Source organism: Pseudomonas sp. DWP2-2 (assembly GCF_049897065.1).
Lineage (GTDB): Bacteria > Pseudomonadota > Gammaproteobacteria > Pseudomonadales > Pseudomonadaceae > Aquipseudomonas > Aquipseudomonas paracarnis.
Genome location: NZ_JAFCVN010000003.1, coordinates 528709 through 554035 on the forward strand (window position 1 = coordinate 528709; position 25327 = coordinate 554035).

Here is a 25327-nt window from a genome sequence, read left to right on the forward strand (position 1 = left end):
TAGACCGGCGATCCGTAAATTCGCGCTATATAGCTACGTCTTGAACCGGCAGGGGCTTGGTTAGGCTCGGGTTTTACTGCCCTCACGGACGAATCGCTATGCCTGATGCAACCTTCAACGCCGACCTGCGCGGCGTGCATTACGACTTTCTCAAACAACGCGTGCCGAACTGGTTCATGGAAGGCTCGCCGCAACGCCAGCAAGAGCTAGGCACGCACGAGATGGATATTCCTGCCTGGTACCTGGCCGCCACTCACCAAGACAAAACCACTCTGGCTGTCCGGCACACGCGCTTTCGCGAAACGCTCAATGCAATTGAAGAGCACCTGGGCCAGATTGAAGACGTCCTGGCCTTCGCCGAACAGCCGCTCAAAGAGGCGATCAAGAAAGAATTCAACCTGGAACTGGATGTGCGCAATGTATTTTTCGTGCGCAAATACGGCTCAAAAGGTGCTCGCGATGACTTCTACGGTGCCTTTGTTTTCGAGCAGCAAAACGACCCGTCACTGAGCTACAGGTATCGCGGCATTTCCCTGTTGGAAGCAGCCCTGGCCAATTTCGAGGCCGATGAAGAGCAGCCGTCGTCATGCACCGATTGCCAACTGATCACCACCTTCAACCTAGAAAACCCCCACATCATTGCGACCTTCGCGGCCGTCCAGGCACAGGCGGTGGCGATCACGCCCCATGCTTTCGCCAGGCTTTGCCGCACATTGGACCTTGGCGCGCTTTATCAGGCGCATATCAAGGCCATTGTAGAGCCCCAGGACGCGGATGAACGCCAGGCGCTTGAACAGCTGTTGGAAGAGCATCAACGCGAGCAGTTGGCACTGTGCATCGATATTGCCCGGTTGCAAAGCACCGGACCGCTCAGTGCCGACGCCTGCCAGATGCTCCAGAATGTGGTCACGGGCTCCGCCACGCCGAAACTGGCCGGAAAGCCTGTGACATACACCGCGCTCAACGTGTTCGACAGCGTATTGGTGGGGCCGCTGCTGATCGGCCCTGATCGGCAAAACACCAACCGCCCCGAGCCTCTGGTGGTGTACATCCCCGGCGACCCGCAACAGCCCCTCAAGGAGTATGCGTCCAGTGGCGAATTCATGGCCGACTTGCGTACCCGTCTGCACAGCGCATCGTACCGGCGCTTCTTCAGCCGCTTTGTGCCGGTGCGCGAACAAGGCGGGTTCTTCACCCGGTTCAACCGTCTGTACCAGCCTGCCAGTAACGGCAATGGCGGCGCGGACTACCCGTTGCGCACGCCGTTGGCGCGCTTGCCTATGCAAGAGTTCGCCCTTGCCGGTGACCTTTGGCAGCGCAGTCGCCAGGCGCATATCAGCAAGATCCTGAGCGATGCACGCGCAGTGGCCGTGCCCACCGAAGACGAGGACCGCAAGGCCCGGCTCGAACGCCTGGAAGGCTTTTTCGAGGCGGCCGTCAGCGTATTCAACCTGGCCGCGTTCGTGGTGCCGGGGCTCGGCCCGATCATGTTGGCCGTGGGCGCATCGCAGATGTGCTACGAAGTGTTTGAAGGCATCGAGGCCTACGATCAAGGCGAGCCCCGGCAGATGTGGGCGCATTTTGCATCGGTAGCCCTGAACGTAGCGTTCATTGCCACCGGGTCCAAGGTGCTGCCCGCCGTCAAATGGCAAAGCGCAGTGGATCACCTCAAACCGGTGACGCTGCCCACGGGCAAGCAGGTGCTGTGGAACCCCGACCTCAGGCCCTATGCCTCTACCACCAAACCGGCGCCAGAGGTCAAGCCCAATACGTTGGGCCTGTACGATCATGCCGGTCAGCAATGGGTGTCGTTCGAGAATACGCATTACCAGGTCAAGCAAGACCCGAGCGGCCAGTACCGTATTCAGCACCCGACTCGCCCCGACGCCTACGCGCCGGAATTGGAACACAACCATAACGGGGTGTGGACCCATGAGCTGGAAGAACCGCTGACCTGGGACGAGCCCACCTTGATCAAGCGCCTCGGGCTGGTCGAGCAGGCGGATCCGTTGCGTATCAGCGGCGTCGAAACTGACGCTCTGCGCCAGGTTGCGGTCGATCATGAACCCTTGCCGCTGTTGCTTGACGACACCATCAAGCGCTTCGAGCTGCATCAGCAACTGACTACCTTTGTCGAGCAAATCAAAAGCAGTGACCCGCTGGTCTACCAGAAGGCCGAACCGGCACTGCAGTTTGACCTGCTTCAACGCCGCGGCCTGCTGCCTGATGGCGTAGCGCTGAAAGTCATCGGCCCAACGGGCGAGGTCGTGTGGGAAAGCGCCGATGCGTCGCCCTTGTTGCCCAAGCGCGTGATGGTGTTGACCGAGACCGCCATGGCCCAGGGCCGTTTACTCAGGGAGTTGCTGTACACCTTGCAAGGCGTCGACCCGCAGCTCAAGGAATTCCCCGGCAGCCCCGAAGAGTCGCTGGACGTTCGCGCCGCCAAGCTGCGCCAGTACCTTGGCGATGCCGTTGATAGCCTCAAGGGACCGCTGCTGGAGGAGCGTTACCGTGCGTTGAACCCAACGCCTGACGCCGATGTGCAGCGCGTGCTGGATGCTTACCCGGCCTTGCCGACGCTGGCCGCCGAACGCTTGCTGCAAGGCGCTGCTGTGGATGAGCTGACCGCTTTTCGCAGCAGCGGGCGCCTGCCTGACCGGTTGGCCACGCAGGCTCAATGGTGCGCGCAGGAAACCCGCGTGGCGCGCGCCTACGAAGGGCTGCACCTGGACACTCAGACCCACCTCGACAGTCAGCGCCTGGCCTTGCGCACCCTGGAAACCCTGCCGGGCTGGCACCGTGGCTCGCGGGTGGAGTTGCGTCAGTATTCGGCGGAGGGCACGCTGATGGATGCCATCGGCTCCCCCGACTTCCCGCACAAGCGCAGCCTGATACTGCTGGACAGCGGTGAGTTCCAGGCAACCATGCCCGGCGATTTCTACAGCGCCATCTGGGAGCAACTCGCGCCCGATGAGCGTCAGCGTCTCGGGTTGGGCAGCGCGGTCGAATTGAAGCAGGCGATTCAACGCAGCCCTCTTTCGCGCCAGGCGTTGCGCACGGTGCTGGAGGACCAACCGCTGCGCAAGCCCGAGTACGATCCGATGGTCCGCTTGATGGGCGGCGCTCCGGGCTTTCGGCATATGGCAAGGGTGGCGGCTAATGTGCTGCGCTCTCCAGCAGAGCGGGTACGCCGGTTGTATCCATCATTCACTGAGGAGCAAGTCACAGCGTTTATTCAGTCGCTGGGCGAAGATGTCCCAGGCGGGTTGGCCAGTCGTGAGCTGGAATACCACCACCTGAAAAAATCCTTGAAAGCGTGGGCTCGCTCCAGAGGGCCACATGCCCTGGCGTACTACAGCGCCGAATGGCGTGTGAGTGATGCAATCAAACGCTGCTGGCGTCGCGAGACCGGAAGCCAGTTGAATATCCGTCGTTCAAAAGACGAGATTCGTTGGGTGGATTTGCCGCCGCTGAAGGCCGACTTCAGTCATGTCCAGGAAGTGGCGTTATCGGGGCTCACATGGAAGGGGCACTCCAGCTCGTTGTTCCTCGAAAATTTCACGCATATCAAGAGCCTGAGCATGACTGGCGCCGAGTTGGTCGAGTTGCCGGCGGTGATCGGCGATATGAAGCAGCTCACGTCGTTGAAACTGCCCTCCAATGAACTGAAACTGAGCGAGCGTAGCGCGGCAAGCTTGAGCGCTCTGGATGCCTTGCAAGTGCTGGATCTTTCGGAAAATCCGCTGGGTACATTGCCTGATTTCGGCGGTATGCCGCATTTAAGAGCGCTGAATCTATCTTTCACCCGAATCGAGCGTTGGCCTTCGGGGTTGAGGACGCAGACTGGGCTGGAGCGCGTCGACTTACGTCACAATCGACTGCTGCAGGTACCGCAGGACAATCTTGTTCCGCCGGCAGATCAACTGGAAACGATCGTGCGGATCAATAACGTCACCTTGCTTGATGGCAATCGCTTCCCACACGATTACTGGGAAACATTCGATAAGTATTGGCAGGACGTGAACCAGTCACGCCCCGACCTTGTGTCAGGCGCTCTCGATGGCGCCTTTGACAGCAGAAATCCACGCCTGGAAATGGTGCAGCACATGTACCCCGAGTATTCCCTGCAAAAGGCCCGGGAGCTTGTCTGGAGCTGGGGCGAAGGCGCCGATACCGAGCTGGACCGGCGCTGGCAGGAGTTTTCTGTGCTGCTCAGGCAGTTGAACGCGTGGGCATTTTCAGGCGGCGGCGAGCGCCAGCGCTATGTGCGCGTGGGGGAGCGCGCCACCGATGCTGCGTCACTGCGTGATCGCAACCTGGCGCACAACCGCATCATGCGCTGCTGGCGCCGTGAAACCCCGCAACAGCTCACCAACGACGGCGAGCCCTTCGGCCTGGAGCTGGACCTCAGCGGCCTGACGCTGCCAAGCCTGCCCGACCTGGATGCGGACTTCAGCCACGTAGGCTCACTCAAGCTGAGCAACATGAACCTCAGTACTTCGCCTGAGGGGTTCCTCGCTCGCCATCAGGGCGTACGCTGGCTGGACATGTCGCGCAACCAGTTGCGCGAGTTGCCGCCGGCGCTGGGGCAGATGCATGGCCTGACCCGGCTGTCGTTGCAAAATAACCAGATACGCCTGAACCCGGAGTCGGCTGCGATGCTGGCGTCGCGCAGCACCCTCAGAGCCTTGATCCTCAATTCAAACCCCCTTGATATCGCGCCGGATTTCAGCCAGATGACGGATTTGCGTTCGCTGGGGATGGGCAATACCCATATTGAAACCTTTCCCACCGGGCTGGGGGCGCAGCCCAGCCTGGATGCGGTGTACCTGAGGGGCAGTCGGATTTCAACGCTGCCCGATGCGCTGATTGCCCCCTCGGACGAGGCGTTGGCGCAATCCCTGCGGGTAACCAGCGTCACTGACCTGGGCCTGAACCCCTTGTCCGCCGAAACTCAGGCGCGAATCGCCGATTACAACCGTCGGCTTACCGACCCGGAGCAAGCGGCCAACAGGTTGGTGCGCAGCACTCTGGAGGTGACTGTGCCGCAGGCCGTTACTGGCGACTCAGCGCCGTTTCAGCGCTGGGCCAGAGGGTTGTCAACGCAGCAGCTTGCCCAGCGCCAAAGCCAATGGTCCACCCTGCGTGCACTGCCAGGCTCGGACGGTTTTTTCGACATGCTCAGAGACCTGAACGTGGCGCCCGCTGAATATGAGGATGTGCAGCAGCGGGTGTGGGAGGTGATCGACGCGATTGCCAGCCACAGCGCCGAGTCGGAGCAGCTGCGCAAGGAGATGTTCGAATGGGCGGGCCAGGCGACGTGTTGCGACCGTGCCGCGTTGACCTTCGGTAATCTGGAAATCCTGCTGATGACCAGCAATGCCAAGGCCCAGGCGTTGGATTCGACTCAGGGCGCCGCGCTGGTGAAGCTGTCCAGGGGCTTGTTCCGTCTGGAGGAAGTGGAAAAGATCGCCCTTACGGATATCGACCAGCGCCGGACTGCGATCAATAGCCGCGAAGACCTGACGGCGACGCAGAAGGCTGACGCTCTAAGGGCTCTGGAAGAAGTGGAAATCAGGCTGGCCTATCGTTACGGCCTTAAAGAGCGGCTTGACTTGCCTGGCCAGGCGCAGCAGACCAGGTTCATTCGTTTCGGCAACGTCAGCCAGGCGATGCTGGATGCTGCGTACGATAAGGTGATCGGCCTGGATAATTCGGTGCATGAGTTTCAAGCCATGCTCGCCAGGGAATTCTGGCAAGACTACATCGCGAACAAATACCGCTCGCGGTTCGAGGCGCAGAACCAACCCCATCACGAACAAATGAATGCGTTGTTGCGCGATTTCGAGTCCGGTGCAATCTCCAAGGCGGTGTTCGACGGTGAGGCCGAAGCACTGCAGGGGCAGTTTGCAATCGAAGAAGCACAGCTGATTCAAACCCTGTCCCGCGATGAAGTGGCGCAGGCGTTGATGCCCACTGCGAGCCTTGAAGTGTTGGTGGAGCCTGTGGGTCAGGAGCTGCAACTGTCTGAGGCTAAAGCCATCGATTTCAACGGCAAACAGTATTTTGTCGCGAGCATGCCGGATGCGGGCGATGGCGAGCATTACATCTTGCGGGTGCAGGCACCCCAGAACCCGTTGGCGCTGGTCAGCAGTGGGGTGGTAGCCAAGCCCGATATCCATGGGGTCTGGAAGCGCAGGGGGTTGGCGGGTGGGATGAAGCCGCAGGGCTCCGACGATGAGTTTTTCGACGCGTCGGAGTCCATGCCGGTAACGCCCTACACGGCGGAGGAACTGCGCCATATGCGTCGCGATATCCACTTTACGGCCAGCCCCAATCGCATCGGCAGTTATAACCGTGCCAATAACGGCAAATACCCGCTCAGGGACTATCAAGGCCGGGCGATCCGCATTCGCGAATTGGAGCAAGCGGTCACGATAGCTCCCGGTGTGCGCTACACCTCGGAGCAGATCAAGCCCTACATTCAATTTCAGGGCTATGAGCAGGTGGGCGCACGCTATGAAGAGAAACTCCAGCTACGTTCGTTTACGGCCCAGGACATGAAAGCGCCCGGTGAAAGCGCGTTGATAGGCCAGGCCACGGTGGTTGCCAACCGGCGTATCGCCAAGGGCGAGATCGTCGGCGTGTACGGCGGAACGGTATTGCCCATGGGGATCTTCGGACCCAGCGGGCAGACGTACACCATGAGGGTAGGAAGCAAGGAGGTCGCGCGGGGCAATACCCTGGTGGAAGAGCCGATCCACCTGTCGGGGGATAATATTATTTCCAGAATCAATACCCTCTTCGAGTATGACGCCCAGGGCAAACCGTTGCGCCAGGCCCCCAGTGGCTACAACGTTGAAGCGGTGGGCTTCAATGTCGAGGCAGACAGGTGGATGGGGGTAGGGGAGGGTGCGCGAACCAAACGCGAGAATTTGATACTGACGGCGGTATTTGCCACTGAAGACATTTCAGCGGGCGCCGAGCTGCGCATGGATTATCAGTACACTGAGGGGGCAATAAAAAACCTGTTTGCTTGATCCTACCCGAGTAAGTAAAGGGTCTGTCGTCGTAAATAGCCATATCCCATCTTGAAAGGGCGGGTTTTGCCCCAATCTTGTGGGCATATCCAGGCGGTACACAGTGATTGCACTGACCCTGTGTGCCGCCGATTAACTTATGACGCGCCCTGACATCAATTCCCAGGCTGCCAGCCATGGCGTGCCGTGTGGCGGGCTGCGCGATATCGATAACGGATGGTGATGCCCCCATGGATTTCAAAGACTACTACAAGATTCTCGGTGTCGAGCCCACGGCTGATGACAAAGAGATCAAGTCGGCTTATCGCAAGCTGGCGCGCAAATATCACCCGGACGTCAGCAAGGAAAAGGACGCCGAAGCCAAGTTCAAGGATGCGTCCGAGGCCTATGAAGCGCTTAAAAGCGCCGACAAGCGCGCCGAATACGACGAACTGCGCAAGTACGGCCAGCATGGCCAGCCGTTCCAGGGTCCACCGGGCTGGCAGAGCCGTGGCGGCTTTGGTGGTGGCCAGGACGCGGGCGACTTTTCGGACTTTTTCAGTTCGATCTTCGGCTCGCGTGGTGATGCTTTCGGTGGCGGCCAGCGCCGTCCTACCGGGCGCAAGGGCCAGGATGTGGAGATGCAGCTCACGGTCTCCCTGGAGGAAACCCTGTCCACTGAGTCCAAGCAGATCAGCTTCCAGGTGCCGCAATACGATGCCTCCGGTCGGCATGTGAGCAACACCACCAAAAGCCTGAACGTGAAGATCCCGGCCGGTGTGGCCGATGGCGAGCGCATTCGCCTCAAGGCCCAGGGCGCGCCTGGCATTGGCGGCGGGGCCAATGGTGATTTGTACCTGATCATCAAGTTTGCGCCCCACCCCAGGTTCGAGGTGGACGGCGAAAACCTGATCATCAACCTGCCGCTGGCACCCTGGGAGTTGGCGCTGGGCACGGAAGTGGCCGTGCCGACCCTCACCGGCAAGATCAACCTCAAGGTGCCTGCCGGTAGCCAGAACGGCCAGCGCATGCGTGCCAAGGGCCATGGTTTGCTGAACAAGGCCGGGCAACGTGGCTACCTGTTCATCCAGCTCAAGGCCGTCATGCCCAAGGCGGCGGATGATGAGGTCAAGGCATTGTGGGAGGCCCTGGCGCAAAAGGCTGCGTTCAACCCGCGCGAGCAGTTCTGAACGGGTCATTGATTTAGTTAGCGCCAGCCGCAAAAACGGCGTGCCTAGGATGACAACCTCTTCCAAGAAAAGGTTGTCATCCCATGCCGGACTTTCAGGTCACCGACCCCGTCACCCCGCTTCCTGGTGAGCAGGGCCAACATTACGAACTGATCAAACAGGCGATCCCCACTTGCCTGGTCAACAGTTCGCCCTCCCGTCGCAAGGCCCTCAAAGACACGCCGCCAGCCATTCCCCGCTGGTATGACGCTGCTTCCCAGGCGCACAAAGATCAGCTCAAAGTGTTGCTGGACGCCCGTTGCGAGTCGCTCAACGAACTGGAGAAAACCTTCAGTCACATACGCTCGGAGCAAGCGTTTGCCCAACCCTTGTTGGAAGCCAAGCTAAAGGCTATCGGCCACGAGCTGGACGTCAATCAAACCTGGTTGCGCCTGTATGTACCGGTCGAAGATGCCTTTGGCGTAAAGACCAGTGGCTTCAGGGTCAAAACGTTCTCCCTGCTGCACGCTGCCCTTGGCAACTTTGAGCAACGCGAGACTCGAGAGGGCTATTTCGACAGTGCCTCAGGTTTCATCACCCAACCGGACGTGCGCGATCATTTCGAGCGCCACACCACGACCCTGAAGATTCATGCGTTCACCCAGCTTTGCCGAGAACTGGACCTGGGCAAGCAGTACCAGGCTCACCTCAAGGCGCAGTTGAAACCTGACGACGCCGAGTCCCAGGCCGAACTGCGCGAGCGTTATGTCCGGCACCAGAAAGCCGCCTTCAAGGCGGCAGCGTACCTGGCGTTGCTCAAGGGCGACATTGGTGACAGCGACCACGCCTTGCTGATGCGTGTGGCAGCCGGGGAAAAACACATTCTCAGCGACGGCAAGCCCATCGTGTATCGCAGCCTGAGCCTGATGAACCTGCACCTGCATGATTGCCTGGTCATCGACGCTTGCGCCAAGCCTGGCTACACCTGCTGGGTCATCGTTTATATTCCCGATGACCCCGACCATCCCATCAAGCGCTATGACACCTTCAATGACTTCAGCACTGCATTGACCGAGCGCCTGAGCGCGAAAACCACCCAGGAAGCTGACCGCTCTCAAGGCTGGAGGGCTACGCCGAACCAGCATTTTTTTGCCCGGTTCGTTGCCGACAAAGACCGCGCCTACTACTACAAACGGCTGACCGAACTGGTGCTGGACGCACCCCCCCAGCCGTTTGGCGCACAGGCCTTGCGATCGGAATGGGGGCGCCTGCTCACTTCTCCGTCCTTTGCCACGCCTTCGACACTGGGCGAACCACATCCCTACGTGCGCGTGCATGCCACTGCCCCTGAATTCAACATTCGCGCCCACACCCTGACGGACCTATGGCAAGTTGCAGACCTGTGGACCTATCGCCTGGGCAGCCTGCGTGCCCGCCTGTTCGAGAATGCGCGGCATCGTGCGGTGAGCACCGCCGATGTCGATGAGGCCTCGCGCTCACTGCGCGCCGCGCATTACATGAGCATTGGCCTGTTCGGTCTCAACCTGGTGGCCATGGCGGTGCCACCGCTTGGCGTGCTGATGGCCGTGGCGATGGCCGGGCAAATGCTCTACGAAGTCATCGAAGGTGTCATCGAGCTGAGCGAAGGCGATCGCGAAGAGGGCTGGGCGCACATCACCGACGTGGTGGAAAACCTGGCGACGCTGGCGGTGCAGGCAGCCGTGGTGCACTTCACCGTGTCGCCGTTTATCGAGCAGCTCAAGGCCGTCACTCTCCCCAGTGGCAAGACTCGGCTGTGGAAACCCGACTTGTCGACCTATGAGCACACCGCGTCCCTACCTTCAGTGGCGTTGGATGAGCAAGGCCTGCACCGGCACAACGGCCAGACCGTGCTGCCATTGGAGGGTAAACGCTATGCCGTGCAACAAGACCCGCTGACCGAGCAATACCGCATCCTCCATCCCACGCGCGCCGAGGCCTATCAACCGATATTGAAGAGCAACGGCGCTGGCCTCTGGAACCATGAAGTGGAACGCCCGCACACCTGGGAAGGCGCCACGTTGATGCGGCGATTGGGCCCGGTGACGGAGGGCTTCAGTGATGCCGAGTTGGAGCAGGTGCGCAGCGTTGCGGCGGTGAGTGAGGACGTGCTGCGCCGCGTGCATGTGGAAGGCGAGCCGGTACCGGCGATCCTGCTCGACACCCTGCGCCAGTTCAGGGCGTATCGCGATGCGGTGAGCGTCGCCGAGGGTATTCGCCAGGGCTCGCTCAGCAGCGCACTGTGCAGCTATGCCGCATCCCTGGCGGTGGAGTTGCCGGGATGGCCAGCGAGCAAGGCGATCGAGGCATTTTCCGGCACCGAGTTGAGCGGGCCGTCGATCAAATACGGTAATCAGCAGGCTGCGGCGGCGGACACCGTGCAGGTCCACCGCGCCGAATTGATGAGCGGCCAGTTGCCCATACGCATTATCGAAGCGTTCAGCGAACCTCAGCGCGATGCTCTGGTGGGCAGTTACACCGCCCGCACACCCGAGGCGAGAACCGAGGCCCTGCAATTGAAACTCGAACAAAGGGCCATCGAGGTGCGCGAGCGGTTGATGAAGAGTATTTACGTCGAGCAGCAGCCACTCTCCGACACCGCGATTATGCTGATCCAGCGTGACTTCAGCGGTGTGCCGACGATTTTGGCGCGCGAAGTGCTGGCGGACGCGACGCCGACCGAGCGCGACACGATGAGCCGCGCCAAGCGCATTCCCCTGCGCCTCGCTGAAAAGGCGCGCCGGGCGCAGCAGCAAATGCGCCTGACCCTCGCGTATGAAGGCTTGTACCTCGATGCGTTGGCCGGCCCAGACACCGAAACCCTGGCCCTCCACACACTGCCGGCGCTGCCCGGCTGGTCGGACAATCTGCGCCTGGAAGTGCGCGAGGGTCGGTTTGAAGGCCCATTGCGTGCCAGTTTTGGCCCTCAGGAGGCGAGCAATCGCAAGGTCCTGGCACGTACGGAGGATGGACGTTATCAAGCCTTTGATGAGCGCGGTCAGGATCTGCATGGCCTCAATGGTTTCTATGGCGCCTTGCAGCACGCGTTGACCGACGCCCATCGCAACGCGATTGGCCTGCCCCATGTCGGCCAGGGTGAGCAATTGAAGGGGTTGATCCAGCAACATGCATTAGGCCGAGCACCGTTGCGCAAAGCCTTGGGCATGTCGCCGGAAAAGCTGCCGTTTTTTCGACCGCCGAGCGTGTTGCCGGGCGAGCGTCGCGGCTATCCATTGAGCGGGCGCGGTGGCACTGAGTGGGAAAAAATCACACGCGAGCGGGTCCGCAGCCTGTACCCGGAAATCACCCGGGACGAAATGCTCGCCCTGATCAACGAGCGCGGCGCGCTGGATCTGAGCTGGCTGCGTGCGTTGGAGCAAGAGTACAAGACCCTGCAGGCCACCTTGCACAACTGGTTGAGCACACCGCCCCAAGGCATGGAGGCGTTCGGTGACCAGCAACGCCAGGTGCTGAGGGCCAGGCGCAAGATTTATACGGCGCTGGATGACGCCTGGAGAAAGGTTGGCCCACGGCACTACGATCGAAATGGGCGCCTCTTGGGGCAGAAAATCGAATGGTTGGAAGAGGACCTGGCGCAGCAGCTCCGAACCTTGCCCGCACTGACTGCAAACTTCGACCATGTCAGCTACTTGGGCATTGTGGGAACCGAAGGCTCGCAGCTGACGGATGCGGATGTGCAGCCACTGCTCGCCAACTTTCGCGGTCTGCGTCAATTAGGGATCGAGGCCGCTCAACTGACACGCCTGCCGTCAGCCATCGAACAGATGCCGCATTTGCAGCGGTTGCATTTGGGCGGTAACAGTATTGTCCTTACGCCTGAAGACGTCTTGCGCTTGAAAGATCGGGTGCATCTCAAAGAGTTATTTTTGGAAATGAACCCACTCGGCTTGCCACCCGATGTCGGGCGCATGCCGCGCTTACATACCTTGCTGCTCAATGAAGCAAGCCTGGTGGAGTGGCCTAGCAGTGTGTTCCGTGTGCCCAGGCCGGAAGACTTCATTCTGGATATGCGGCAGAACCCGATAGCGCGGATTCCCGAGTTCGCGCCGGGCTCGGATAAGGCATTGATTGTGGCGAAAACCTTCCTCACCCGTGAAACGCTGACGCCTGAACTGCTTGCTCAATTCAAGCGGTACATCGAGGCTGCCGGCCGGGATCCGGATCGCCAATTGCCGAAAAGGGGCGCGCGCGACAGCGAGCGGTGGAAAACCGGTTATTCGGCGCAGGAATGGCCCTCCAGGCAGGTGTTATGGGACATGCTTGAAGGTTCGTTTGGCTCTGAGGGCTTTTTCAATGTTCTTCGTGCCGTCAGAAACTCCGGGGACTCGACACTCAGGGGCGGCGTATGGTTGCCGGAACTGACCGCCAAGGTCTGGCGCATACTTGAGGCGATGGGCGAAGACGCCGAATTGCGCGAGCAGTTGTTCCTGATGGCCCGGGACCCTGCGGCCTGCGTGGACGCCGGGGCGCAGTTGTTCAATTCGATGGGCGTTGCCGTGCTGCATTGGTCGGCGTACTTCAGCGAGGACGTGGCCTCCGTGCGCAAAACTGTCTTCAACCTGGCCAGGGGCAAGTGGCGGCTCGATGAGTTGGGCCGTATCGCCCATGAGCGCGTGTCCCAACTGCAGGATGACGGCGTCAAGTTTCCGGAGTACGACGCCAAAGGCGCACGCATCGATCATTACGATGCCCGCGGCAATTTGATCGCTGATATCGACGAAGTCGAGATCTACCTGGCGTACACAACGCCATTGGCAACCCGTCTGGACCTGCCCTGGCAATCGCGGAGCATGATGTTCCGCGAGGATTATGTGACGGCGCCCATGGTCGAGGAGGCATTCAACCGCGTACAGCTACTGGACCAAGGCGAGCTGCTGCGTGGCAACCTGCTGGAGCAACCGATGTGGACCGACTTTCTGCAGCGGGCTCATCCAGCTGACTACGCGTCGATTGCCGCAAAATTCGATGCACTGATTGACTATCAGGCCGCGCAGGAACAATGGGCCGCCGCAGCCAACCTCCCTGAGAGCGCGAGGCAGGCCCTGCGCCAAACCATCAGCCGGTCGGCTCAGCGCCTGGGCCGACCGGCTTCGGAAAGTGAGCCGGGGCAACTGATGTCCCAGCAAGACTACGACGACACCTTTGGTCGCATCAATGGCGAACTGATCACCTTGAACCAGACACTGACCGATCAAGCGATCCGCGCCATCCTCTAGAACAGGAAGTACCGCTGGGCCATCGGCAACACCTCGGCCGGTTCGCACCACAGCAACTGACCGTCAGCCTTGACCTGATAGGTCTGTGGGTCCACCTCGATATCCGGCAGGTAATCGTTGTGGATCAGGTCGGTTTTCTGCACGTCGCGGCAACCCTTGACCACCGCGATCTGCTTCTTCAGGCCCAGGGCCTCGGGCAGTCCGGCCGCCTGAGCGGCCTGGCTGATAAACGTCAGGCTGGTGGCGTGCAGGGAGCTGCCGAAGCTGGCGAACATGGGGCGGTAATGCACCGGCTGCGGCGTCGGGATCGAGGCGTTGGCGTCGCCCATCAGGCTCGAAGCAATGGCGCCGCCCTTGAGGATCAGCGTGGGCTTGATGCCGAAAAACGCCGGGCGCCACAGCACCAGGTCGGCCCATTTGCCGACTTCGATGGAACCGACGATATGGCTGATACCGTGGGTGATCGCCGGGTTGATGGTGTACTTGGCGATGTAGCGTTTGGCGCGGAAGTTATCGTTGCCCACGCCGTCGCCCGGCAGGGGGCCACGCTGTTTTTTCATCTTGTCGGCGGTCTGCCAGGTGCGCGTGATCACTTCGCCGACACGGCCCATGGCCTGGCTGTCGGAGCTGATCATCGAGAACGCGCCGAGGTCGTGCAGGATGTCTTCGGCGGCGATGGTTTCGCGGCGGATGCGGCTTTCGGCGAAGGCCACGTCTTCGGCAATGCTTGGGTCCAGATGGTGACACACCATCAACATGTCCAGGTGTTCGTCGATGGTGTTACGCGTGAACGGCCGCGTCGGGTTGGTGGAGCTGGGCAGCACATTGGGGAAACCGCAGGCCTTGATGATGTCTGGTGCATGGCCGCCACCGGCACCTTCGGTGTGGTACGTGTGGATGGTGCGGCCTTTGAGCGCGGCGAGGGTGGTTTCGACAAAGCCCGACTCATTGAGGGTGTCACTGTGGATCGCCACCTGCACGTCGTAGGCATCAGCGACGCTCAGGCAGTTGTCGATGCTCGCGGGTGTGGTGCCCCAGTCTTCATGTAGCTTCAAGCCGATAGCACCGGCCTTGACCTGCTCGATCAGCGGCTCGGGCAAACTGGCGTTGCCCTTGCCGGTAAAGCCAATGTTCATCGGGAACGAATCGCTGGCCTGCAGCATCCGCGCAAGGTGCCACGGGCCGGAAGTGCAGGTGGTGGCGTTGGTGCCGGTGGCCGGCCCCGTGCCGCCGCCGATCATGGTGGTGACGCCGCTGGTCAGGGCCTCTTCGATCTGCTGTGGGCAAATGAAATGCACGTGGGAGTCGATGCCGCCGGCGGTGAGGATCATGCCTTCCCCGGCGATCACTTCGGTGCTCGCGCCGATGGCCATGGTCACGCCGGGCTGGATGTCCGGGTTGCCGGCTTTGCCAATCGCGTGGATGCGGCCATTCTTCAAGCCGACGTCGGCCTTGACGATGCCCCAGTGGTCGATGATCAATGCGTTGGTGATTAGTGTGTCGACCACTTCATGGGCGAGCAATTGGCTCTGGCCCTGGCCGTCACGGATCACCTTGCCGCCGCCGAATTTGACTTCTTCGCCATAGACGGTGAAGTCCTGCTCGACTTCGACGAACAGTTCGGTGTCGGCCAGGCGCACCTTGTCACCGACGGTGGGGCCGTACATGTCGGCGTAGGCTTGTCTGGATATCTTCATGGGTGTGTCCTCGATCGTTCCCACGTTCTGCGTGGGAATGCATCCTGTGACGCTCTGCGTCACGACGTAAAGAGCGGACGCAGAGCGTCCCTGGCGGCGTTCCCACGCGGAGCGTGGGAACGATCTAATTGCATTCCAACGGTGGGAGCTGGCTCGCCTGCGATGAGGCCCTAAAGGTCGCCCATGACTCGCCCTGCAAACCCAAATACCCGCCTTGCACCACTCAACTCCACCAACTCCACCTCCCGACGTTGCCCCGGCTCAAACCGCACCGCCGTGCCCGCCGGAATATTAAGGCGCATGCCACGGCTGGCCGCGCGGTCGAATTCCAGCGCGTCATTGGTCTCGAAAAAGTGGTAATGCGAGCCCACCTGGATCGGCCGGTCGCCGCTGTTGGCTACGCCGAGGATGAGGGTGCGGCGGCCGACATTCAGTTCGATCTCGCCAGGCTGGATCTGATATTCACCAGGAATCATGCAGGTTGCCCCAGGGTCTTGTAGTAGATGGCGGTCGGGCTGTAACGCCCGTCCGGGCTTTGGCAGTAGTCGGGCAGCTCACCGAGCTTGGTGTAGCGCAGCGACTGATAAAAGGCTTCGGCGCCGGAGCCGGCCTCGGTGTCCAGGTACAGCAGGCCACGCTTGTGCTGGCGCGCGGCGAGTTCCAGGGTATTCATCAATTGCTGGCCCAGGCCATGGCGACGGGCGCTGCTGTGCACCAGCAACTTTTGCACCTCGGCGCGGTTCAGGCCGTTGGCTTTCTGGCACAACGCCAATTGCACGCTGGCGATCACCTGCTCGTCGCGCACCACTACCCACAGCAGCAGGCTGGTGTCCTCGACGCCGGCTTGCACGCCGGTCAGGTAGTCCCGGGCCTGGGCCTCATCGAAGTCGGCCATGAAGCCCACCGAAGCGCCGTGCTGCACCGCGTCCAGCAACAGCTCGATCAAGCCCCGGCGGTAATGGGCAAAGCTTTCAGCATTGACTCGACGCAGTTGTGCAGCGCTCATCGATCTCACTCCTGGGGCGGTTCGGCGCCCGGATTCAACGTCAGTTGCATAAAGGTCAGGTCCAGCCAGCGGCCGAACTTGATGCCCACTTGCGGCATTTGCCCGGTAGTCACGAAACCCAGGCGCTCATGCAGGCGGATCGAGGCCAGGTTGCCGCTTTCGATGGCGGCGACCATGACGTGCTTGCCGCAGCTGCGGGCGCGCTCGATCAGGGCCTGCATCAGGCGCGGGCCGAGGCCTTTGCCGCGCTGGTCATTGCGCACGTATACCGAGTGTTCGACGCTGTAGCGGAAGCCTTCGAAGGGGCGCCAGTCGCCGAATGAGGCGTAGCCGGTGACTTCGTCGTTGTCCACCGTGACCAGGATCGGGTACTGCTGGGCCTGGCGCGCACTGAACCAGGCCTGGCGGTTGGCCAGGTCCACCGGTTGCTCGTTCCAGATCGCCGTGGTGTTCAACACCGCGTCGTTGTAGATGGCGCGGATCGCCGGCAGGTCGTGTTCGGTTGCATCACGAATCATGGCTGCGCCTCAGGCAATGGGCTGGTGGACGGTGACCAGCTTGGTGCCGTCGGGGAACGTGGCTTCCACCTGGATATCCGGGATCATTTCCGGGATACCTTCCATAACCTGTTCGCGGCTGAGCAGGGTGGTGCCGTAGTGCATCAGGTCGGCCACCGTGCGGCCATCGCGGGCGCCTTCCATCAGGGCGGCGGAGATATAGGCGATGGTCTCCGGGTAGTTGAGCTTCACTCCGCGTGCCAGGCGCCGTTCGGCGACTAGGCCTGCGGTGAAGATCAGCAGTTTGTCTTTTTCCCGTGGGGTCAGGTCCATGGTTCAGTCCGTAGTAAGGCAGTTAAAAAGACGAGCGCTTACCCCTGTAGGAGCGAGCTTGCTCGCGAAAAACCCGAGGGCGCCGCGTGCATTCAGGATGCCCGCGTTATCGTTAACGATTTTCGCGAGCAAGCTCGCTCCTACAAAAGGGCGCATCTTCATGTGCTCCAGATTCTTGGTGCGACTGCTTCACGCCCAAACAGCGCCGGGCGTAAAAGCCGCCATAAATCAATCAACCACCCCCGCGCCAGCAGCGCTTCACTGGCCAAACAACGCGCCACCAGTAAGCCAGGCAATTGGGTCAAATCCCCGCGCACCGCATGGGGCAGTGAGCGGCATTGCTCAAGCAGTTCAGGGTCGATCTCGCCTGTCACCAGCAACGTGGCAAACACCGGTTGCCCATCCAGCCCGATAGGCGAATCCAGCAATCCATCGGCGCCCACAATGCGCTGGCGCTCATGCCAGAGCAACTGGCCGTCGCGGCGAATGTCCAGGTGCGATTGAAAGTGGCCAAGGTCGAACCGTTCGCCACTGGCCGGGCGGCCCAGAGCGACCACATCCCAGTAGAACAACCGCGCATCGCCCGACAGCTCCACTCGCGTGGTCAGTTCGGCCTGGGCGGCGCTGAATACGATGGTTTCCTGGGGCAGCCATTCCAGCGTCGCGCCGGCCTCGACGGTCAACTTGACGTGTTGAAACGCCGGGCCGCTGGCGCGGTACCACTTGGCGGCGCCGGGGCTGGTCAGTTGTGCCCAGGCACCCGTGCCCACATGGGCGCTGATGTCCAGGCGATCGCCACCGGCAATCCCGCCGGGCGGATGCACGATGATGTGCTGGCATACCTCGGGGCCTTCGGCGTACAGGTGTTTTTGCACCCGCAGCGGGCCAAGGTGGCGGCGCAGCACCGGGCGCGTGGTGTCATTGACACGCGCGTAGCCGAGTTCCAGCTCGGCGTGCCAGCTGGGCGTGAACAGGGCAGGGGTAACGGGCAGGTTCATGGCGTGTGCTTATCGTTAGGAGGCTACAGATTAGATGGTTACCAGCCCACGCACACCTTCGCGTTCCATATTTTCACCACGGCCCTGCTGCACGATTTCCCCACGGGACATCACCAGGTACTGGTCAGCCAGTTCAGCGGCAAAGTCATAGAACTGCTCCACCAACAGGATCGCCATATCGCCGCGCGCCGCGAGCTTCTTGATCACCGCGCCGATTTCCTTGATCACCGACGGCTGGATGCCTTCGGTGGGCTCATCGAGAATCAACAGGCGCGGGCGGCTCGCCAGGGCACGGCCAATCGCCAACTGTTGCTGCTGCCCGCCGGACAAGTCGCCGCCGCGTCGATGCTTCATTTGCAGCAACACCGGGAACAGTTCGTAGATGAAGGCCGGCACCTCTTTGGCTTCGGAACCGGGGAAACGCGACAGTCCCATCAGCAGGTTTTCTTCTACGGTCAGCCGCCCGAATATCTCCCGGCCCTGGGGCACGTAGGCGATGCCGGCATGTACGCGCTGGTGCGGCTTGAAACCGGTGATGGCCTTGCCTTCCCAGTTCACCGCGCCTTCCTTGGCTGGCAGCAGACCCATCAGGCACTTGAGCAGGGTGGTCTTGCCCACGCCGTTACGCCCGAGCAGGCAGGTGACTTCGCCGACCTTCACGTCGAAGGACAGCCCGCGCAGAATGTGGCTACCGCCGTAATACTGGTGCAGCTTGTCGACTTGCAGCATGTTCGATTCTCCTCAATGATCGTTCCCACGCTCTGCGTGGGAATGCTTCCCGTGACGCTCTGCGTCACCGTTGCTCAGCGGGACGCGGAGCGTCCAACTTGGCATTCCCACGCGGAGCGTGGGAACGATCAGCCGTTCGTGTCAGCGTTAGCGGCCGAGGTAAACCTCGATCACCCGCTCATTTTCCTGCACCTGTTCCAGCGACCCTTCGGCCAGCACGCTGCCCTGGTGCAACACAGTCACATGGTCGGCAATCGAGCCGACAAACCCCATGTCGTGTTCCACCACCATCAACGAGTGCTTGCCGGCCAGGCGCTTGAACAGTTCGGCGGTGAACTCGGTCTCGGCATCGGTCATGCCCGCCACTGGTTCATCGAGCAGCAACAGTTGCGGGTCTTGCATCAGCAACATGCCGATTTCCAGAAACTGCTTCTGGCCGTGGGACAGCAAACCGGCGGGGCGATGCACCGAGGCGGTGAGGCGGATGGTGTCGAGCACTTCCTCGATGCGGTGCTTCTGTTCCCCGTTCAGGCGCGCACGCAGGCTGGCCCACACCGACTTGTCGGTCTTCTGCGCCAGCTCCAGGTTTTCGAACACGCTGAGGGCTTCGAACACCGTGGGCTTCTGGAACTTGCGCCCGATGCCGGCCTGGGCGATCTGCACTTCGCTCATGCGGGTCAGGTCCAGGGTTTCGCCAAACCAGGCCTTGCCGTGGCTGGGCCGGGTCTTGCCGGTGATCACGTCCATCAGCGTGGTCTTGCCCGCGCCGTTGGGGCCGATGATGCAGCGCAATTCGCCCACGCCGATGTACAGGTTCAGGTCGTTGAGGGCCTTGAAACCGTCGAAGCTGACGCTGATATCTTCCAGGGTCAGAATGGTGCCGTGCCGGGTGTTGAGCCCTTTGCCCGCGACCTGGCCGATGCCAATCGCATCGCGGCCGCTGCCTGCGTCGAAAATTGGTTCAAGCATGACGTTCCTCATTTCTTCAGCAGGCCGATAACGCCCTTGGGCAGGTACAGGGTGACGATGATGAACAGCGCGCCCAGGAAGAACAGCCAGTACTCGGGGAAGGCCACGGTAAACCAGCTCTTCATGCCATTGACCACACCAGCGCCGAGCAACGGCCCGATCAACGTGCCACGCCCGCCCAGCGCTACCCACACGGCGGCTTCGATGGAGTTGGTCGGTGACATTTCGCTGGGGTTGATGATGCCCACCTGCGGCACATACAGCGCACCGGCAAGGCCGCACAACACTGCGCTCAACACCCACACGAACAGCTTGAAACCGCGTGGGTCGTAGCCGCAGAACATCAGGCGGTTCTCGGCATCGCGCAGGGCGGTGAGCACACGCCCGAACTTGCTTTTCGCCAGGCGCCAGCCGATGTAGAGGCTGGCCACCAGCAACAGCACCGTGGCGAAAAACAACACCGCCCGGGTGCCCGGTTCAGTGATGCCAAAACCTAAGATGCTGCGGAAGTTGGTAAAGCCGTTGTTGCCGCCGAACCCGGTCTCGTTGCGAAAGAACAACAGCATCCCCGCGAACGTCAGGGCCTGGGTCATGATCGAGAAATACACGCCCTTGATCCGCGAGCGGAAGGCGAAGAAACCGAACACCAAGGCCAGCACACCGGGGGCCAGTACCACCAGGCACAACGCCCACAGGAAGTGGTCGGTGCCGGCCCAGTACCAGGGCAATTCGGTCCAGGACAAAAAGGTCATGAACGCCGGCAACTCGCTGCCTGCCGCCTGGCGCATCAAGTACATGCCCATGGCGTAGCCGCCCAGGGCGAAGAACAAACCGTGGCCCAGGGACAACATCCCCGCGTAACCCCACACCAGGTCCAGCGCCAGGGCGACGATGGCGTAACAGAGAATCTTGCCCACCAGGGTCAAGGTGTAGGCCGACACATGCAGCGGGTTGTCCGCAGACAATAACGAACACAGGGGCAACGCCAGCAGCAGGAGCAGGATGACTGCACCGACTGCAATCGTGACTTTGGGGCCGGCCTTTTGCGTGGCCGTAAGCATCAATGGCTGGTTCATCAGTCGATCACCCGTCCTTTCAGTGCGAAGAGTCCTTGCGGGCGTTTCTGGATAAACAGAATGATCAGCGCGAGGATCAGGATCTTGCCGAGCACGGCGCCGATCTGGGGTTCGAGGATTTTGTTGGCTATTCCTAAGCCAAAGGCGGCCATGACACTGCCGGCCAACTGGCCGACGCCGCCGAGCACCACCACCAGGAACGAGTCGATGATGTAGCTCTGGCCCAGGTCCGGGCCGACGTTGCCGATCTGGCTCAGCGCCACGCCGCCCAAACCTGCGATACCGGAGCCGAGGCCAAAGGCGAGCATGTCCACGCGCCCGGTGGGCACGCCGCAGCAGGCGGCCATGTTGCGGTTCTGGGTGACGGCGCGCACGTTCAGACCCAGGCGCGTCTTGTTCAGCAGCAGCCAAGTGAGCACCACCACGAACAGCGCAAAGGCGATGATCACGATGCGGTTGTACGGCAGCACCAGATTGGGCAGTACCTGGATGCCGCCAGACAGCCAGGCCGGGTTCGACACTTCGACGTTCTGCGCACCGAACACCAGGCGCACCAGCTGGATCAGCATCAGGCTGATGCCCCAGGTGGCGAGTAGGGTTTCCAGGGGGCGGCCATACAAGTGACGAATGACTGTGCGTTCCAGCGCCATGCCGATGGCCGCGGTGACAAAAAACGCCACCGGCAATGCGATCAACGGGTAGAACTCGATGGCCTGGGGCACATAGCGCTGCATCATCAATTGCACCACATAGGTGGAGTAGGCGCCGAGCATCAGCATCTCGCCGTGGGCCATGTTGATCACGCCGAGCAGGCCGAAGGTGATCGCCAGGCCCAGGGCCGCCAGCAGCAGGATCGAGCCCAGGGACATGCCGCTGAACGCCTGGCCGAGGATCTCACCCATCATCAGTTTGCGTTTGACCTGGGCCAGGCTGGTCTCAGCGGCGGTGTGTACGGCGGCGTCGGCTTCCACGCCTGGCGCCAGCAGCGCCTCTAGGCGCGTGCGGGCCAGCGGGTCGCCGGTGCTGCCGAGCAAGCGCACGGCCGCCAGGCGCACCACCGGGTCGGGGTCGACCAGTTGCAGGTTGGCCAGGGCCAGGCTGAGGGCGCTGTGCACCTGCTCATCCGTCTCGGCGGCGACCTGCTGGTCGAGGAATTTAAGTTGTGCAGGCACCGCGCTTTTTTGCAGGGTGCGCGCTGCGTCCAGGCGCACCTTGGGGTCGGCGGCGAGCAGTTGCTGGCTGGCTTGCACGTTATTGATCAAACCGCGCAGGCGGTTGTTCAGGCGCACGGTCTTGGTTTCACCGTTGAGTGTGAGTTGGCCTTGCTCAAGGGCATCCACCAACTCGATACGCGTTGGGTCGGGTTGGGCGGCCCAGTCCTGCAGGAGTTTGGCTTGCTGCACCGGGTTGGCGGCAAGGAAGTCTTCGGCGTCGCTGGCGTGTGCGCCAAAGGGCAGCAACAACAGCAGGGCGAGGATGAGGCGGTGGAGGGCAGTGGGCATATAAAAATGTCCTGGTCATGCGGGGACAGTGTGGGAGCAGGCTGTGTGTAAGAGCTGGCTTGCCTGCGATGGCATCGCTGCGGTGTGTCAGGCACACCGAGTTGTTTGCATCGCAGGCAAGCCAGCTCCCACAGTGACCATGTCCCACATTCGAGCCGTGGGGGCGTTAGTTGCTCTTCACGGCATAGTCCGGTTTTTTGTCATTGCCCGGAATGTAAGGGCTCCACGGCTGTGCACGAATCGGCGTTTCGGTCTGCCACACCACCGAGAACTGCCCGTCGGCCTGGATCTCACCGATCATCACCGGCTTGTGCAGGTGGTGGTTGGTCTTGTCCATGGTCAGGGTGAAGCCCGACGGCGCAGCGAAGGTCTGGCCGCCCAGGGCTTCACGCACCTTGTCGACGTCGGTGGACTTGGCTTTTTCCGCCGCCTGCGCCCACATATGGATGCCCACATAGGTGGCTTCCATCGGGTCGTTGGTCACGGCTTTGTCGGCGCCCGGCAGGTTGTGTTTCTTGGCGTAGGCTTTCCAGTCGGCCACGAACTTCTGGTTCACCGGGTTTTCCACCGACTGGAAGTAGTTCCAGGCCGCGAGGTTGCCCACCAGCGGCTTGGTGTCGATGCCGCGCAGTTCTTCTTCACCCACCGAGAACGCCACCACCGGTACCTCGGTGGCTTTCAAGCCCTGGTTGGCCAGTTCTTTGTAGAAGGGCACGTTGGAGTCGCCGTTCACGGTGGAGACCACCGCGGTCTTGCCACCGGCGGAGAACTTCTTGATGTTGGCGACGATGGTCTGGTAATCGGCGTGGCCGAACGGGGTGTAGACCTCCTCGATGTCTTTATCCGCCACGCCTTTGGAATGCAGGAACGAGCGCAGGATCTTGTTGGTGGTGCGCGGGTACACGTAGTCGGTGCCGAGCAGGAAGAAACGCTTGGCGCTGCCGCCTTCTTCGCTCATCAGGTATTCCACCGCCGGGATCGCCTGCTGGTTCGGGGCCGCACCGGTATAGAACACGTTGGGCGACATCTCTTCGCCTTCGTACTGCACCGGGTAGAACAGCAAGCCGTTGAGTTCTTCGAACACCGGCAGTACGGATTTACGCGACACCGAGGTCCAGCAGCCGAACACCACGGCCACCTTGTCCTGGGTCAACAGTTGCCGACCTTTCTCGGCGAACAGCGGCCAGTTGGACGCCGGGTCCACCACCACCGGTTCGAGCATCTTGCCGTTCACCCCGCCCTTGGCGTTGATCTCGTCGATGGTCATCAGCGCCATGTCTTTGAGCGAGGTTTCGGAGATCGCCATGGTCCCGGACAGCGAGTGCAGGATGCCGACCTTGATGGTCTCGGCGGCCTGGACGGTCCAGGTCAAACCCATGGCGGCAATGGATGCCGACAAAGTGAAAGCCTTGATCAAGCTGCGACGCTTCATGGTGCGATCTCCGTGTACCGATAATTGTTGAGGGGCAGATACACAGGGCTTTGCAAAGGCTGTGCCTGCTACGCCAGACACGGATTACCGGCGGGTTCGTGAGGTAAAGCCGCTCCGTGGCGCACCAGGTTGGCGCCACGGAGGCCGTTGAGTGCACGGCAGGCTTCAAAAGAGGGCGTTGCGCGACAATGCTTCAGGCGGTTGCGCTGATGCGTGACAGCAACAAGCGATCCAGCGCCCACACCAGGACCAACGAAGCCCCTACCAACGGAAAAATGATCGCCAGCCCGAGCATGATCGCCATCGCGGTTTTCCACTTGGGCAGGTCATGGCGCAGCGGCGGTACACCTAGCCCGCCTTGTGGCCGGCGCTTCCACCAGATCACCACGCCGCTGACCGCGCTGAGCAGAATCATCAGGCAGATCAACAGCACGATCAGTTGGTTGACCCAGCCGAACATCTTGCCCTCGTGCAGCATCACGCCGGTTTCGGTGGCGCGTGCGACCAGGTTGTAATGATCCCAACGTACATCGGCCAGGACCTTGCCGGTGTACTGGTCCACGTGCAGGGTGGCGTCGTTGCGCGGGTCGTCGGCGAACACCGCGACGGTGAATACACCAGTGGCGGTGGTGGGGAAGGTAATGCTGTAGCCGGGCTCGACCTTGCGTGCGTTGGCCAGGTCGACCACCTGTTGCAGACGCACCGTGGGTGCGGCCGGGCCTGCGTGCATTGCGCCGTGATTCATATGCTCGGCGTGGTCGCCGGACATTGGCATCGGCGTGTTTTCCAGGGCCCAGGGCACGGTCTGCTGGGTGGCGGTGTTGAGCACACGGGCCTGCTGGTCGGACTGCGGCACGCTGTTCCACATCGCGGCTGGGAAGGTGTTCCACAGGTCGGCGTATTGCTTGCCCCAGAACCCGGTCCAGGTCATGCCGCTGAGCAGCATCACCAGCAGGAACGCCGCGCCCCAGAAGCCGGCGACAGCGTGCAGGTCACGCCAGAACACCCGACCACGGGTATTGAAGCGAGGCCACAGAATGCCTGCAGATGACTTGCCCCGCGGCCACCACAGGTACAGGCCGGACACCACCAGCATCACGCCCCAGCCGGCGGCGAGTTCGATCAGGCGATCGCCGACGGTGCCGATCATCAGTTCGCCGTGCAGGGCGCGGACGATGGCTTGCAGGTTGTTGTTTGCGTCCTGCTCACCGAGGACGGTACCGCGATAGGGGTCGATGAACACCGTCACTTCGTGGGCGCCGTTGCGCATCACGAACTGCGCGCTGCGAGTGGCATCGGCAGGGGGCAGGTATTTGCTGATCGCGGCGTGGGGGTAGGCGGCCTGGGCGCGCTGCAGTTGCTCGTCGGCGCTCAGCGCGTGTTCGGCGGCGGGCACGGTGAGCAGGTGGCCGTACATCAGCGGGTCGAGCTGGGGTTTGAACAGGTAGATGATGCCGGTGAGGGCCAGCAGCACCATGAAGGGGGCGACGAAGAGACCGGCGTAAAAGTGCCAGCGCCAGGCCAGGTTGTAGAAGGAAATTTTTTGTGTGGTCATCGGGTGCTCCGCATAAGGCTTTTGATTTTTCTTGGTCTGTTACACCGCCATCGCAGGCAAGCCAGCTCC

General features: G+C 61.5%; 15 protein-coding genes. 3 read left to right on the forward strand and 12 right to left on the reverse strand.

Annotated features, from left to right (window positions below; all coding sequences use genetic code 11):
* Window positions 1-98: 98 nt before the first annotated feature.
* The 3 genes from ACP7CZ_RS09825 (at window position 99) to ACP7CZ_RS09835 (ending at window position 13464) form a co-directional block, all read left to right on the forward strand.
* Window positions 99-7040, forward strand: coding sequence for a dermonecrotic toxin domain-containing protein (locus ACP7CZ_RS09825; RefSeq protein ID WP_294166396.1), 6942 nt, complete (start codon window positions 99-101; stop codon window positions 7038-7040).
* A gap of 230 nt (window positions 7041-7270) precedes the next feature.
* Entirely contained in the window at window positions 7271-8209 is a 939-nt protein-coding gene (locus tag ACP7CZ_RS09830; RefSeq protein WP_034126393.1) for a DnaJ C-terminal domain-containing protein, read from the forward strand.
* Window positions 8210-8292: 83 nt separating this feature from the next.
* Window positions 8293-13464 (forward strand): dermonecrotic toxin domain-containing protein, encoded by a 5172-nt coding sequence (locus ACP7CZ_RS09835; protein WP_294166397.1) that lies wholly within the window; start codon window positions 8293-8295, stop codon window positions 13462-13464.
* Here ACP7CZ_RS09835 and ureC read toward each other — a convergent pair.
* From ureC to ACP7CZ_RS09895, 12 genes are all read right to left on the reverse strand, one after another.
* Window positions 13461-15161 (reverse strand): urease subunit alpha, encoded by a 1701-nt coding sequence (gene ureC / locus ACP7CZ_RS09840; RefSeq protein ID WP_054896378.1) that lies wholly within the window; start codon window positions 15159-15161, stop codon window positions 13461-13463. The two genes, ACP7CZ_RS09835 and ureC, sit on opposite strands and share 4 nt — an antisense overlap.
* Before the next feature lie 170 nt (window positions 15162-15331).
* Window positions 15332-15637 carry an urease subunit beta gene (locus ACP7CZ_RS09845; protein WP_054896379.1) on the reverse strand — a complete coding sequence of 102 codons (306 nt, stop codon included), beginning with the start codon at window positions 15635-15637 and terminating at the stop codon, window positions 15332-15334.
* Complete coding sequence (locus ACP7CZ_RS09850; RefSeq protein WP_054896380.1) at window positions 15634-16167, reverse strand: GNAT family N-acetyltransferase; 534 nt, start codon at window positions 16165-16167, stop codon at window positions 15634-15636. The genes ACP7CZ_RS09845 and ACP7CZ_RS09850 overlap by 4 nt, the downstream gene beginning before the upstream one ends.
* A 5-nt stretch (window positions 16168-16172) precedes the next feature.
* On the reverse strand, window positions 16173-16685 hold the full coding sequence (locus tag ACP7CZ_RS09855; protein WP_054896381.1) for a GNAT family N-acetyltransferase: 513 nt from the start codon (window positions 16683-16685) through the stop codon (window positions 16173-16175).
* Between the two features lie 9 nt (window positions 16686-16694).
* A complete protein-coding gene (ureA, locus tag ACP7CZ_RS09860) occupies window positions 16695-16997 on the reverse strand; it encodes an urease subunit gamma (protein ID WP_003171437.1) in 303 nt (100 codons plus the stop codon).
* A gap of 158 nt (window positions 16998-17155) precedes the next feature.
* Window positions 17156-17995, reverse strand: coding sequence for an urease accessory protein UreD (locus tag ACP7CZ_RS09865; RefSeq protein ID WP_054896382.1), 840 nt, complete (start codon window positions 17993-17995; stop codon window positions 17156-17158).
* A 30-nt stretch (window positions 17996-18025) separates the two neighbouring features.
* The gene (gene urtE, locus ACP7CZ_RS09870; protein WP_294166409.1) at window positions 18026-18724 is read right to left on the reverse strand and encodes an urea ABC transporter ATP-binding subunit UrtE; all 699 of its coding nucleotides are present in this window, start codon (window positions 18722-18724) and stop codon (window positions 18026-18028) included.
* Between the two features lie 147 nt (window positions 18725-18871).
* Window positions 18872-19705, reverse strand: coding sequence for an urea ABC transporter ATP-binding protein UrtD (urtD, locus tag ACP7CZ_RS09875; RefSeq protein WP_161975077.1), 834 nt, complete (start codon window positions 19703-19705; stop codon window positions 18872-18874).
* Entirely contained in the window at window positions 19702-20769 is a 1068-nt protein-coding gene (gene urtC, locus ACP7CZ_RS09880) for an urea ABC transporter permease subunit UrtC (RefSeq protein ID WP_034126400.1), read from the reverse strand. The genes urtD and urtC overlap by 4 nt, the downstream gene beginning before the upstream one ends.
* Window positions 20769-22271, reverse strand: coding sequence for an urea ABC transporter permease subunit UrtB (urtB, locus tag ACP7CZ_RS09885; protein ID WP_054896384.1), 1503 nt, complete (start codon window positions 22269-22271; stop codon window positions 20769-20771). Before urtB ends, urtC begins: the two co-directional genes overlap by 1 nt.
* A 166-nt stretch (window positions 22272-22437) precedes the next feature.
* Window positions 22438-23703, reverse strand: a complete 1266-nt coding sequence (urtA, locus tag ACP7CZ_RS09890) for an urea ABC transporter substrate-binding protein (RefSeq protein ID WP_294166413.1) — start codon at window positions 23701-23703, stop codon at window positions 22438-22440.
* Window positions 23704-23896: 193 nt separating this feature from the next.
* The gene (locus ACP7CZ_RS09895) at window positions 23897-25258 is read right to left on the reverse strand and encodes a PepSY-associated TM helix domain-containing protein (protein WP_181124979.1); all 1362 of its coding nucleotides are present in this window, start codon (window positions 25256-25258) and stop codon (window positions 23897-23899) included.
* Window positions 25259-25327: the final 69 nt, after the last annotated feature.